This window comes from Nonomuraea turcica, from assembly GCF_030718205.1.
Lineage (GTDB): Bacteria > Actinomycetota > Actinomycetes > Streptosporangiales > Streptosporangiaceae > Nonomuraea.
Window position 1 is genome coordinate 86,623 of sequence record NZ_JAUZQF010000017.1, and the last position, 13,077, is coordinate 99,699.

The following is a 13,077-nucleotide window of genomic DNA, read 5'->3' on the forward strand; positions in this document are numbered from 1 at the left end:
GGCGATATGAATCGGTTCAGCAAAGCGGGTGCCGAGCGCTGTAAATAGGGGAATAGGTGCTGATATCTTGCCTATTGCCTCAATCGACGTCCGGAGAGTTTTTCATGGGCTTTCAGCGCGCCTTGCATGAGTCATGGACCGTCCAGGCGGTAGACGGCGAGGTGGACGCGCCCGCGCCTGTGCCTGCCACTGTGCCCGGATGTGTGCATACCGACCTGCTCGCCGCCGGTCTCATCCCGGACCCCTACCTGGACGACAACGAGGACGGACTCACCTGGATCGGCCGCACCGCCTGGCGGTACGAGACCGTCTTCGCCTGGTCGCCGACCGGGCACGAGCGGACTGACCTGGTCTGCGAGGGGCTCGACACGGTGGCGCTGATCGAGTTGAACGGCACCCGGGTAGGCGAGACAGCCAACATGCACCGGTCGTACCGTTTCGACGTCCGGGATCTGCTGCGTGAAGGACAGAACCGGTTAAGAATCACGTTCGGCTCGCCGTACGAATACACCGGCAGGCTGCGCGAGGAGCTGGGGGAGCGGCCCGGCTCGTACGCCGAGCCGTACCAGTTCATCAGGAAGATGGCCTGCAACTTCGGCTGGGACTGGGGGCCGACACTGGTCACGTCGGGCATCTGGCGGCCCATCGGGCTGCACGCCTGGAGCGGGGCCAGGATCGCCGAAGTGCGCCCGCTGGTCACCCTCGGGGACGGGGCGGCCAGAGTGGACGTCCACGTCCAGGTGGAGAAGTCCGGATCCGTCGAGGTGACGGCGACGATCAAGGGCGTGTCCGGACGTACCGTGATCCCCGAGGGCCGGAGCGAGGCCGTGATCACGCTGGAGGTTCCGGAGCCGGAGCTGTGGTGGCCGAGAGGGTACGGCGAGCAGGCGCTCTACGACCTCGAAGTGACGGCCGGCGAGGACGTCTGGCACCGGGAGATCGGGCTCCGCGAGGTGCGGCTGCGCACCGAGGGCGGCGCGTTCACGCTGGCCGTCAACGGCGTCGACGTGTTCGTCAGAGGAGTCAACTGGATCCCCGACGACTGCTTCCCCACCAGGGTGACCCACGACCGCTACGCCGCCAGGCTCGCCCAGGCGTGCGAGGCGGGCGTCAACCTGATCCGGGTGTGGGGCGGCGGCCTGTACGAGAGCGAGGACTTCTACGACCTGTGCGACCGGCTCGGGCTGCTGGTCTGGCAGGATTTCCCGTTCGCCTGCGCCGCCTACCCCGAGGAGGACCCGATCGGGGCCGAGGTGGAGGCGGAGGCCCGCGAGCAGGTCGCCAGGCTGAGCCGGCACCCGAGCCTGGCCCTGTGGTGCGGCAACAACGAGAACATCGAGGGCTACGCCGACTGGGGCTGGCAGGAGTCGCTCCAGGGACGCAGCTGGGGAGGCGGCTTCTACTTGGAGATGCTGCCGCGCGTCGTGGCCGAGCTGGACCCCACCCGCCCCTACTGGCCCGGCAGCCCGTACTCGGGCTCCATGGACCTGCCGCCCAACGACCCGGACCACGGCACCATGCACATCTGGGACGTGTGGAACCAGCGCGACTACACCGTCTACCGCGACTACCGGCCCCGCATGGCCGCCGAGTTCGGCTTCCAGGGCCCCGCCGCGTACGCCACCATCCGCAGGGCGATCAGCGACGAGCCGCTGCTGCCCGATTCGCGTGGCCTGCTGCACCACCAGAAAGCGATCGACGGCAACCTCAAACTGGCCGCCGGGCTCGAGCGGCACTTCCCCGTGCCCGGGACCTTCGACGACTGGCACTACCTCACCCAGGTGAACCAGGCGCGCGCCATCCAGCTTGGGGTGGAGCACTTCAGGGCCCTGTGGCCGCACTGCGCCGGCAGCGTCGTGTGGCAGCTCAACGACTGCTGGCCGGTCACGTCATGGTCGGCCGTGGACGGGGACGGCAGGAAGAAGCCGCTGTTCCACGCGCTGCGCAGGGCCTACGCCGACCGGCTGCTGACCGTGCAGCCGCGGGACGGCGGCCTGGCGCTGGTCGCCGTCAACGACACCGGCCGGCCGTGGCGGGCGTCGGCGCGGGCCGTACGGCACGGCTTCGACGGGGCCGAGCTCGCAGCCCAGGACCTCGCGTTGGACGTGCCGCCGCGTACGGCCGTCACCCTGCCCCTGACCCCGTCCGTCGCCGAGCCAGGCGACCCGGCGGCTGAACTGCTCGCCATCGCGATCATCGGGTCCGGAGCCGCCACTGCGATGGCCGAGCATGCCGCCGTGGAGAACGGCCTGGGCCGCCCGGCCGCGTCCGCCGAGTTGGCAGCGACGGCAGGTGGGCCAGGTGAGGCGGCGGTGTGGGCCGACGGGCCGCGAGACGCGGCGGCGACGGCCGACGGGCCGCGCGAGGCGGCGGCGACCGGCAGGCCCGGCGATGCGGCGGCGACGGTCAGTGGCCTGTCGGCCGAGCCCGGCGGTGCGGTGCCAGCGGCCGCGCCTGGTGATCCGGCGGTGTCGCTGGGCGGACACGACGACGCGGCGATGGCGGGCGGGCCGACGGCGGGGCGGGCGCTGTGGTTCTTTGTGCCCGACCGGGACCTGCGGCTGCCCGAGCCGCGCTACGACACGGCCGCCGAGCTCGCGCTGGACGGGCTCCGGCTGACGGTCACCGCCCGCACGCTCCTGCGCGACCTGGCCGTCTTCCCCGACCGGCTGGACCCGGACGCTCAGATCGATGACCAGCTCGTCACGCTGCTGCCGGGCGAGCGCGCCGAGTTCCTGATCCGTACGGCCGGCCTCGACGAGCGGGCCCTGGTCCGTACGCCGGTGCTGCGCTGCGTCAACGAGGTGGTGGCGAGATGAGACGTTACGGGTTCAACCTGCAGTGGATGTTCTGGAAGGAACCGGGCGCGCAGCCGGCGCCGGTGGACGAGCGGGTGCTGGACGCGATCCCCTCCTGGGGCTTCGACTTCGTCCGCATGCCGTGCGACTACCGGTTCTGGACCAACGGCCTGGACTACGCGCATCCGGACGAGCGGATGCTGGAGATGCTGGACGCCTATCTCGCCGCGTGCCGCGAACGCGGCCTGCACTTCTCGCTCAACCTGCACCGCGCCCCCGGCTACGTGATCACCGGGTGGGAGAGCGAGCACCACAACCTCTGGGCCGACCAGGAGGCGCAGGACGGCTTCAGCGCCATCTGGACCGGCTTCGCCCGCCGCTACCGGGGCGTCCCGGCCGAGGAGCTCTCCTTCGACCTCGTCAACGAGCCGCCCTCCGTGGGGGAGCGGGGGTTCACCCGGGCCGCCCACGAGACGGTGATCCGCCGCGTCGTGGCCGAGATCAGGCAGGTCGACCCGGACCGGCCGATCGTGATCGACGGGCTGGGCGGCGGCCACCTGGCCATGCCCGAGCTGGCCGACCTCGGCGTGATCCACAGCACCCGCGGCTACCAGCCGATGAGCGTCAGCCACCACCGGGCCGAGTGGTGGCCGGGCTCACAGGGACTTGCCGAGCCCGGCTACCCGTGCGACTACGAGGGACGACACTGGGACCGGGCCGGGCTGCGCGACTTCTACGCCCCGTGGCGGGCGGTGGCGGACCAGGGCGTGCCCGTCCACGTGGGCGAGTTCGGCTGCTACGAGTACACGCCGAACGACGTCGCGCTGCGCTGGCTGTCGGACGTGCTCGGCGTGTTCGCCTCGTTCGGCTGGGGTTATGCGTTGTGGCAGTTCGAGGGGCCGTTCGGGGTGGTCGGGCACCGGCGGCCCGGTGCGCGCTTCGAGAAGCTCGACGGGTACCTGGTGGACAGGGCCCTCCTGGAGCTCCTCCAGGCGCACCGGATCAGCCCTTGATTCCGCTGAGCGCGATGCCTTTGGTGAAGTACTTCTGGAAGATCAGGAAGAAGACGATCGTCGGAACCGACGCGAGCAGCCCGCCCGCCATGATCGCGCCTTGGTGGTCGGGCCCCCCGAAGTAGGAGTTGAGCCTGGCCAGCGCGACGGGGATGTTCGCCATCTCGTCGCTCTGCACGATGATGAGCGGCCAGAGGAAGTTGTTCCACTCCGCCAGCACGATGAAGATCGACATCGCGGCGAGGGCCGGCCGTAGCAGTGGCAGCACGATCCTCCACCAGATCCGCCACTCCCCGGCGCCGTCCACCCTGGCCGCCTGGATCAGCTCGTTCGGTATCGACTGCAGAAACTGCACCAGGAAGAACAGCACGAAGGCCTTGGCCAGCGCCGGGACGATGTAGGCCGCGTAGCTGTCCAGCCAGCCCAGGTTCCGCATGATCACGTAGTTCGGGATCAGCGTGGTCTGCCAGGGCACCATCATCGAGGCGATGATCAACAGGAAGATGGTCCGGCGGCCCTTGATGTCGTGCTTGGCGATCACGTACGCGGCCAGGGAGCAGATCAGCAGCGACCCGACGGTGATGGCGGTGGTGATGAAGATGCTGTTGAGCATGAACCGCCAGAACCCGAGGTCCACCTGGTAACGCTGGAAGATGCCCTGCAGGTGGCCGGGGTTGATGAACGCGGGGGACCATTCCGGGTCGTAGAAGTTGGCGAAGGTGGGGGACTCCGGCACGAACGACGGCGGTGTCCTGGCCAGCTCCCTCGGTGGCTTGAACACCGTGATGAGCAGCCAGTAGAACGGCGCGATCATCGTCAGCGCCAGCAGGTAGAACGGCAGGCGCAGCAGGTGTGCGTTGATCTTGGAGCGCCGGCTGCCGGTCGCCGTCCCGTGCGGGGACTGCTGGACCGGGGCGATCGTGTCCATCGGGGCGACGGCCATCACAGCTCCTTCATGGCGCGGCCCACGCGCAGGTTGACGAGGCTGAGCACGAAGATGATCAGGAAGAGCACCCACGCGATCGCGGAGGCGTAGCCCAGCCTGAAGTGGGTGAATCCCTGGTCGTAGAGGTAGGGGACGATCATCAGGCCCGAGTCGAGCACGCCGCCGATGGTGTTGGCGCCCTGGCTGAAGACGATGTAGACGGCCTCGAACACCTGGAAGGCGCCGATCAGGCCGGTCACCACCACATACGTGGTGACGGGGCGCAACAGCGGCAGCGTGATGTGGCGGAACTGCCGCCAGGCGGACGCGCCGTCGATCTTGGCGGCCTCGTAGTACTCCTCGGGAATCGAGCCGAGCCCGGCCACGTACAGCACCATGCCGTAGCCCATGCCGCCCCACACCGACATCAGCACCAGGATCGGGATCGTCAGGCCCGGTGTGGCCAGCCAGGCGACGGCCTGGCCGCCCAACCAGTCCACGATCGTGTTGGCAAGGCCCACGTCGCTGGGGTAGAGGACCCACTTCCACATCAGCATGAGCGCGATGGAGGAGGTCACCGAGGGCAGGAAGAACAGGGTGCGCATGATCCGGTGCGGCCAGCTACTGCCGTTGAAGGCCAGCGCCAGGCCCAGCGACAGCAGCGTGCCGAGCACGACCGACCCCACCACGTACAGGGCCGTGTTGCCCAGCGCGTGGCGGAACCTGGTGTCCGACGCCAGCTGCACGAAGTTGTCCACACCGGTGAACACCGCGGGATTGACCCCGTCGAACTTGGTGAAGCTCAGGTAGAGCGAGTTGGCCAGCGGCCAGAGCAGGAACCCCGCGAACAGGGCGAGGAACGGCAGCAGCATCGCGTACGAGGTGCCGTAGCGGCGCAGCCTGCCGCGCAGGGGGATGGGGGAGGCCATGTCAGACTCCTGGATCAAGGGCCGGGACCGGGCGAGGCCGGTCCCGGCGGGTTCGGCTATCCGGCGTTGCGTTCCATGACCTTGGCGGCTTCCGTCAATGCGGTCTTGATGTCCGCCTTGCCGAGGATCGCCGACTGGAGCTGCTTGGTCACGTCCGGCGCGCTCTCGTCCCAGCCGGGGCAGCCCGGCGCGGCCTTGCCTGCCTTGATCGCGGTCTCGAACACCTGGGCCTGCTCAGGAGCGAACACCGAGCCGTTCACGATCTTGTCGGGACGCGGCGGGATGTAGGAGATGTTCCGCTTCCTCGCCTCGTCCGCGATCGCAGTGATGGCCTCGTCGCTGTACATGAACTTGACGAAGTCCGTGCTCGTCTGGACGTACTTGCTGAAGGAGGTCACGCCGATGGCCCGGCCGCCGATGAACGTGGTCGGCCCGGCGGGGCCCGCCGGGATCGTGGTCATCGCCCACTTGCCCTTCAGCTTGGGCTTGTTGACGTCGAGGCCCTTGGCGATCCAGTTGCCCGCCACCACCATCGCGGTCCCGGTGTCCAGCGCGTCGGCGCCTTCCACGGTGGCGGTGGGCGCGCCGTGCTCGCGGTAGAGGTCCACCCAGTACTTCAGCGCCTGCTCCGCCTGCGGGGTGTTGAGCGAGGGCTTGCAGTCGGCGGTGTAGAACGAGCCGCCCGCCTGGTAGAGGTAGTTGAAGTAGCCGATCCAGTCGAGGTTGCCCCAGTCCTGGCTGTAGGGCTTCTTGATCCCGGCCGCCTTGAGCTTGCCGATGGCCGCGGTCAGCTCCTCCCAGGTCTTGGGCGGCTCGACCTTGGCCTGCTCCAGCAGGTCGCTGCGGTAGTAGAGGGCGAGGGTCGACATGTCCAGCGGCACGCCGAACACCGAGCCGTCAGGGGAGATGGCCGACTCCCATTGGGCGGGCAGCGCCTGGGCCTTGAGCGAGTCGAGGCCGTGCTTGCGCAGGTCCACCATGGCGCCCTTGACGCCGAACTGGATGGTCCAGGTCATGCCGCCGGAGATGATGTCGGGTCCGCTGCGGCTGGTGGCCGCCGCCAGCAGCTTGGCGTACGCGTCGGACCACGACAGGGTCTGCACCTTGACCGTCACGTTCGGGTGCTTCTGCTTGTAGAGGTCGGCGGCCTTCTGGAAGGTCGCGGTCTCGTCGTCTCCACCGGTGGACCAGAAGGACAGGGTCACGGGGGCGTTGGTGTTCTGGTCCGCCTGCTGGGTCTGCGTCTGGCCGCTCGTGGCGCAGGCCGCGCTCAGAGCCGCCAACAGGACCGTGCTGCAAGCTGCCATTGTTCGTCGCATGGGCCATCCGATCTATCGGTCGGATGGGCGCCTTCGGGAGGCGTGCGGATGTGCGAGGGCATCCCACGACCGGCGCCCAAATTCATATGTGTAGGGATCTCACCACTTAAACGGATAAGTTACAATAGGTCGACGACAACGTTGTCAGGAGGTTTCCGCTCCACACGGCCATGACCTGTAGGGAAGCGGCCCATGAAACGGTTCGGTCACATCCGCGCGGGGGCGGTGCTGCCCCGGGGCAGCAGGCTCGCCGGCGGCCCCTCCAGGCTCCCCGTCTCCCCGCTTTCGATCAGCCTGAGCAGGGTCTGCGCGGCGTGCGCGCCGCCGGCGGGGATGTCCCGGGTCACAGCGGTCAGCGACGGCCGCACCACCTGGGAGAGCGGCGAGTCGTCCCAGGCCACGATCGACAACTCGGCGGGGACGTCCAGGCGCATCTCTTGGGCGACCGACAGCCCCGCCACCGCCATGATGTCGTTGTCGTAGACGATCGCAGTGGGCCTGGAGCGGGAGCTGAGCAGCCGTCTGGTCGCCCTGGCGCCCTGCTCGCCGGTGTAGTCGGTGTGGGCGACCGGATGCTCGGACACGCCCGACTCCTCGCAGATCTCCGCGAACGCCTCGTCCCTGATCCTGGTGTGGAGCAGCGCCGGCAGCCCGGCCACCCTGGCGATGCGCCGGTGGCCGAGCGCCGCGAGATACTCGATCACCTCACGCAGCACGACCACCTCGTCCGACCACACCGCGGGCAGCGAGCCGGTGCCCGACGGGTGCCCGGTCACGACCGCGGGCATGCCGAGCTGCTCGACCACCGGAATCCGGGGATCGTCCACGTGCAGGTCCACCAGGATCGCCCCGTCCACCCTGCCCTCGCCCCACCAGCGCCGGTAGACCGCGATCTCGGTCTCGTGGTCGGGCACCACCTGGAGCATCAGCGCGCACGAGCTCGCCGCAAGCTCACCCTCGATGCCGCTGATCAGCTCCATGAAGAACGGCTCCACGCCGAGGAACCGGGCGGGACGGCAGAGCACCAGGCCGATGGCGTCGGCCCGGGCACCGCTGAGCGAGCGCGCGGCGACGTTCGGCCGCCAGCCGATTTCCTGCGCGATCGCCTGGATGCGGGCCCTGGTCTCCTCCGAGACACCGGGCAGGCCGTTCAGCGCGTACGAGACCGCGCCCTTGGACACGCCGGCCCGCTTGGCGATGTCGGCGATCGTCGGCCTTTTCACCCGGCGCTCCTTTCCATGAAACTTTCGCTGAACCGTATCAGCGACATGATGACAGAATTCGTGTCCGATTCCCCTCTCGAGGAGTGATCTTGTTCGTCGACATGCCGCTCGCACAACTACGCGGGTACCTCCCCGAACGCACCGAGCTCGCCGACTCGACGCCTTCTGGGAGCGCAGGCTCGCCGAAGCCCGCACTCACGACCTCGCCGCCACCTTCACACCCGTGCCCTCGGAGCTGACGTCGCCGAGGTGTACGACGTCACGTTCGCCGGCTCCGGCGGCCACCCGATCAAGGGCTGGCTCTGCGTGCGTCTGGTGACGCTGGCGCATGGCTTCCGCCCGGACCCCGGTTGATCAGCGCTATGACGCCCTTATGACGGATGCGAAGGAGGATGGCGGCTCAGGGGCACGCGGAACTTGCTATGTGTAGCGGATCGTTCACTGAATATCGTGATGCCGATGGAGGTGTACGTGGCAGAAACGCTGATCCTGGTGATGTCCGCCGTCCTGGCGTGGCACATGTGGACCACGGTTCGATCCTTCAACGCGGAACGTCGCCGGTTAGCCGTGCCGCCCCATGCGCCGGGCGACGATGAGATCGACGAGTTGGGGCCCTATGAGCTGGCCTATCTCGCTGGCGGGACACAGCGGATGCTCCACACCGCCCTGGCGGTGCTGCTGCAGTCAGGTGCCATACGAGTCAGCACGACAGGCAGGATCACCGCGGTGGCCGGCGCCGACCCACCCGGGGAACCAATCGAGCGGGCCATCATGGACGTTCTCTCTCGTGCGGGGAGCTGTTCCGCCGACCACCTTCTTAAGATCATCACGATGCGTCCCGAACCGGCACGCGTACGGGCCGGACTGGAGGCCCGGGGACTGTTGACCGCTGAAGGCCCACGTCGGCATCTTGAGCGCCCACTGAACCAGCATCTTGAGCGCCTGCGGAAACGCATCAGGATCTCCTTGATCTGGGCGCTCGTCGGCTGCGTCGCGTCCCTGGCGCTGGTCATCGCCGGGGTCGCGGCTTGGGAACCGCGCACGGTCCTGGCGCTGCTGATCGGCGCCGCTTCCGGTGTCATCGGACTATTGCATTTGCCCGCAGATCGATACGAGATGCGCTCCTTCCCATCCTCGCAGCCCACGGAACGGGGCCGGCGGTTACTCGTCACAGCCCAGCAGCAGCACAGCACACCGCAGAAGAAGCGCTCGAAGGGAGTCGCGGCCGTCACGGCTTTCGGAGTAGCGGTGAACGGCCTCCCGGCGGGCGGAGATCCCCGGCTGCTGGCACTCTTGGCGGAGGCTGACGGCGACAGGTCATGTAGCTCAGGACCGAGGTCCGGTTCAGCGGGCGACGGCGACTCCGATTGTTCGAGCGGCGGCTGGTCCAGTTGTTCGAGCGGCGGCGGATCGAGTTGTTCGAGCGGCGGCGGATCGAGTTGTTCGAGCGGCGGCGGATCGAGCTGCTCGAGCGGCGGCGGATCCTACTGATCTCGTGGCGTGTGCCGCGGCAGCGCATGTGTCATCGAATGGGCCTGCCGGGTGCCTGATCGTGGCCGCCCTCGGCCTAGACCTCATGCGTCGGTATGGGGTCCCGCAAGGTCGACCAGTCGCACCGTGGGCAGCGGTCGGCCCCGTTTGGCCAGGGTACGCGCGGTCCGGGTCTTGTTATCCGGTTTGATCGTCCGGGTGGTGACGTTCTGGCCCATCAGCAGCCATGTGGACAGCAGGGTGCGTAGCAATGGTTCCGTCCAACGGGCCACTTCAGCCGCGGCTGGGTGATCGTCATCGACCGAGGGGGGCCACTGCCGGGACTCGTCGCTGAACGACAGCACAGCCCCTGTCTCCAACCACAGTGGCGGGCACGCGGCGGCCCCGTAACGCTGCCACGCTGCCGGATCGCCGGGGAACGACTCTCGCACGAACTTTTCAAACCGGGATGTGTCTGTGTAGAACGACACCCACCACGCGGCCTGCGGGTCAGCCTCGATCGGACTCCACGAGCAGGCCACGATCGGGTTCATGGCCTCGGGTGTGCCTTCATGCCGGATGTCATCCGGCCTGATGGCTGTGCCCCACACCATGAACCCGTACGCCGACGGTGCGTCCTCAGCGCGCAGAACGAACCTCGGTAGCGACCTTCCTGCCTGCAGGGCCAGATGCGTCATGTCCTCGGAGACGTAGTACAGCGTGGCCGCCGCGATCCGGGACGCCTCGGCGGCGACGGCCCGGCGCGCGGACTCGTCGGTGTGGCGTATCCACTTGGCCATCGCATGCACCACCGCTTCGTCAGCCGGTGAGGGGGCGCCACTATCGCCGCGGCTCCTGTCGATCGCCGTGTACCACTTCGCCGTATGAGCTAACCAGCTGTGCAGGTGGAACCGCAGCTCGGGAACCTGTTGCGGCTGGATGCGACTCGGCACCGGCTCACCGTAGAATGACATCACCGAGGACTCCGATTCCTATAACCCTGTGGCCGTCGGCATTCTCTGCCATCAGAAGTCGTATCCGGCTTCGCGTGGCTCCGGGTCCAACACATCACAACCCGCTCGGTAGGCGTCGGCGCCAAGCAACTGCGGAGTGAGCTCGGCGACTTCTCGCGGTTGGTACTGCGGAGTGGTCACCATTTCGTTCACCTGCCCGTATGCCTACGAGAAATCATCTCCGGGCCCGGCTTGCTCCTTCGCGCGGTCCCGGTTCCGCGCTCTGCGCTTCGAGCATCGCCCACCGCCGTCATAGCGGTGTCATACCCCGCGGCTATGACACCGCTATGACGCCGTTCGAAGAAGCGAGAGGACCGCACGCGCGCTAGACGCTCGGGTGACCTGCGCTGTCTCGCGTGGCGGACGCGGGGCGGCGGCACCCACTGTCGCAGACTAGGCTTGGTGAGCACGTCAGCCGAGCATCGAGAGAGACCATGAAGACCTTCGAAGAGCTGTTCGCCGAGCTGTCAGAGAAGGCCCGGACCCGGCCCGCAGGCTCGGGCACCGTGGCCGCGCTCGACGCCGGCGTCCATGCCATCGGCAAGAAGGTCGTCGAGGAGGCCGCCGAGAGCTGGATGGCCGCCGAGCACGAGTCAGACGACAGGACCGCCGAGGAGATCTCGCAGCTCCTCTACCACGTGCAGGTGCTCATGATCGCCAAGGGCATCGGTCTCGACCAGGTCTACAAGCATCTCTAGGGCGCCGAGCGCCCGCCGCCGCCGACCCTGGAGAAGCGAGAGAAAACCGAGGACCTGACATGCTGCGTCTGGCAGTACCCAACAAGGGCGCGCTCAGCGAGGCCGCCCAGCACATGCTCAAAGAGGCCGGCTACCGGTCGCGCAGGGACAGCAAGGAGCTGGTCGTCGTCGACCAGGACAACGGCTGCGAGCTGTTCTTCCTGCGCCCCCGCGACATCGCGGTCTACGTCGGAGAAGGCACACTCGACCTCGGCATCACCGGCCGCGACATGCTGGTCGACTCCGGCGCCCCGGTCGAGGAGATCATGCCGCTCGGCTTCGGCGGCTCCACCTTCCGCCTGGCCGCGGCGGCCGGCACGATGACGTCGGTCCAGGACCTCGACGGCCGGCGCATCGCCACCTCCTACGCGGGCCTGCTCGAGAAATATCTCTCCGACCAGGGCGTGGACGCCCGCGTGATCAAGCTGGACGGCGCTGTCGAGACCGCCATCAGGCTCGGCGTGGCCGACGCGGTGGCCGACGTCGTGGAGACCGGCACCACGCTGCGCAACGTCGGCCTGGAGGTGTTCGGCGATCCGATCATGCGCTCGGAGGCCGTGTTGATCAAGCGGGAGGGCGGGCAGGAGACGTCCGGCTCCGGCCAGCTCGTCCGCCGCCTTCAGGGCGTGGTGCACGCCCGTGACTTCGTGATGATGGACTACGACATCCGCGCCGAGCGGATCGAGGAGGCCATCGCGCTCACGCCCGGCATGGAGGGGCCGACGGTCTCGCCGCTGCACCGCGAGGGGTGGGTCGCCGTCCGCGCCATGGTGCGGCGCAAGGGCCACCAGCAGGTCATGGACCAGCTGTGGGACATCGGCGCCCGGGCCATCCTGGTCACCGATATCTACGCCTGCCGCCTCTGACCTCCGCAGGTGCTGGGCGGCAGGCACGTCCCGCCGCCCGCGCCAGGCCTCGTCGGCCGCGCACCTGCTCGAGAAGGGCTCCAGGGCTCGGCATGGGCCGGTGATATCGGGGTCCGTCTCAGGAAAATGATTGGACGGCGGACCTGCGTCCCGCGAATGATCTCAATGTGGATGTGAGGACTGAAGCCGGCACGCTCGTGGCGCGTCTTCGCACGTTGTTCACGTGGCGAGATGACGGCGCGGATATCGCGGCTTGGTGGGCGCACGCCGATGTGCTGTCGGGTCTTGGCGCGGCTCTGGCGCACCTTCACGCGCATACTCGTCCCAGCGTAGTGATCGCACCGGAAGCCAGCGGCTTCATCATCGGGCCGCTCGTCGCTCTTGAGGCGAATGCCGGTTTCGTGGAAATGCGGAAGGGCCGCGCTGACGGTGACTTCGGGGATCGGATTCTCGTCCAGGATCGGGTCCTGACCCGCAGCACTCCACCCGACTTCGCCAACCGAACGCTGGATTGGGTGGTGCAGCGGCGCGTCCTGCGCCCTGGACATCGGGTGCTGTTCGTGGACGACTGGGTGGAGACCGCGGCAACCGCTCAGACCGCGCGCCGGATCGTCGAAGACAGCGGCGCGACGTGGATCGGCGCAGCAGTGATCGTTGACGCCACATCCGGCCAGGCTCACCCCGACTTGCGGCTGCGTGCCCTTCTGCGCAGAAGAGAACTCTCGTGAGCACCTGGGCGCCCCTGGTGGGCGTTACGAAGCCATGGAGAAGCCGCAGCGGTCGC

At 68.2% G+C, this 13,077-nt stretch carries 11 protein-coding genes; 6 read left to right on the forward strand and 5 right to left on the reverse strand.

Annotated elements, in window-relative coordinates; translation table 11 throughout:
* The first annotated feature begins 104 nt into the window (after positions 1-104).
* Both Q9G87_RS37475 and Q9G87_RS37480 read left to right on the forward strand, forming a co-directional pair.
* The gene (locus tag Q9G87_RS37475) at positions 105-2,819 is read left to right on the forward strand and encodes a glycosyl hydrolase 2 galactose-binding domain-containing protein (protein ID WP_305921316.1); all 2,715 of its coding nucleotides are present in this window, start codon (positions 105-107) and stop codon (positions 2,817-2,819) included.
* Positions 2,816-3,811, forward strand: coding sequence for a glycoside hydrolase family 5 protein (locus tag Q9G87_RS37480; protein WP_305921317.1), 996 nt, complete (start codon positions 2,816-2,818; stop codon positions 3,809-3,811). The genes Q9G87_RS37475 and Q9G87_RS37480 overlap by 4 nt, the downstream gene beginning before the upstream one ends.
* Here the strand turns inward: Q9G87_RS37480 and Q9G87_RS37485 are convergent.
* From Q9G87_RS37485 to Q9G87_RS37500, 4 genes are all read right to left on the reverse strand, one after another.
* Complete coding sequence (locus Q9G87_RS37485; RefSeq protein ID WP_305921318.1) at positions 3,801-4,754, reverse strand: carbohydrate ABC transporter permease; 954 nt, start codon at positions 4,752-4,754, stop codon at positions 3,801-3,803. The two genes, Q9G87_RS37480 and Q9G87_RS37485, sit on opposite strands and share 11 nt — an antisense overlap.
* Complete coding sequence (locus Q9G87_RS37490) at positions 4,754-5,665, reverse strand: carbohydrate ABC transporter permease (protein WP_305921319.1); 912 nt, start codon at positions 5,663-5,665, stop codon at positions 4,754-4,756. Before Q9G87_RS37490 ends, Q9G87_RS37485 begins: the two co-directional genes overlap by 1 nt.
* A 56-nt stretch (positions 5,666-5,721) precedes the next feature.
* The gene (locus tag Q9G87_RS37495; RefSeq protein ID WP_305921320.1) at positions 5,722-6,948 is read right to left on the reverse strand and encodes an extracellular solute-binding protein; all 1,227 of its coding nucleotides are present in this window, start codon (positions 6,946-6,948) and stop codon (positions 5,722-5,724) included.
* Between the two features lie 242 nt (positions 6,949-7,190).
* On the reverse strand, positions 7,191-8,207 hold the full coding sequence (locus Q9G87_RS37500; protein ID WP_305921321.1) for a LacI family DNA-binding transcriptional regulator: 1,017 nt from the start codon (positions 8,205-8,207) through the stop codon (positions 7,191-7,193).
* Positions 8,208-8,666: 459 nt separating this feature from the next.
* On the opposite strand from Q9G87_RS37500, the gene Q9G87_RS37505 reads away from it, so the two are divergent.
* Entirely contained in the window at positions 8,667-9,698 is a 1,032-nt protein-coding gene (locus tag Q9G87_RS37505; RefSeq protein ID WP_305921322.1) for a TIGR04222 domain-containing membrane protein, read from the forward strand.
* 83 nt (positions 9,699-9,781) lie between these two features.
* Here Q9G87_RS37505 and Q9G87_RS37510 read toward each other — a convergent pair whose 3' ends face one another.
* On the reverse strand, positions 9,782-10,630 hold the full coding sequence (locus tag Q9G87_RS37510) for a hypothetical protein (protein WP_305921323.1): 849 nt from the start codon (positions 10,628-10,630) through the stop codon (positions 9,782-9,784).
* A gap of 494 nt (positions 10,631-11,124) precedes the next feature.
* Here Q9G87_RS37510 and Q9G87_RS37515 point away from each other — a divergent pair, with 494 nt between their 5' ends.
* The 3 genes from Q9G87_RS37515 to Q9G87_RS37525 all read left to right on the forward strand — a co-directional run bounded on the left by Q9G87_RS37515 (position 11,125) and on the right by Q9G87_RS37525 (position 13,021).
* On the forward strand, positions 11,125-11,388 hold the full coding sequence (locus tag Q9G87_RS37515; protein WP_305921324.1) for a phosphoribosyl-ATP diphosphatase: 264 nt from the start codon (positions 11,125-11,127) through the stop codon (positions 11,386-11,388).
* 59 nt (positions 11,389-11,447) lie between these two features.
* Positions 11,448-12,293 carry an ATP phosphoribosyltransferase gene (hisG, locus tag Q9G87_RS37520; protein WP_305921325.1) on the forward strand — a complete coding sequence of 282 codons (846 nt, stop codon included), beginning with the start codon at positions 11,448-11,450 and terminating at the stop codon, positions 12,291-12,293.
* Positions 12,294-12,460: 167 nt separating this feature from the next.
* Positions 12,461-13,021 (forward strand): phosphoribosyltransferase family protein, encoded by a 561-nt coding sequence (locus tag Q9G87_RS37525; RefSeq protein ID WP_305921326.1) that lies wholly within the window; start codon positions 12,461-12,463, stop codon positions 13,019-13,021.
* Positions 13,022-13,077: the final 56 nt, after the last annotated feature.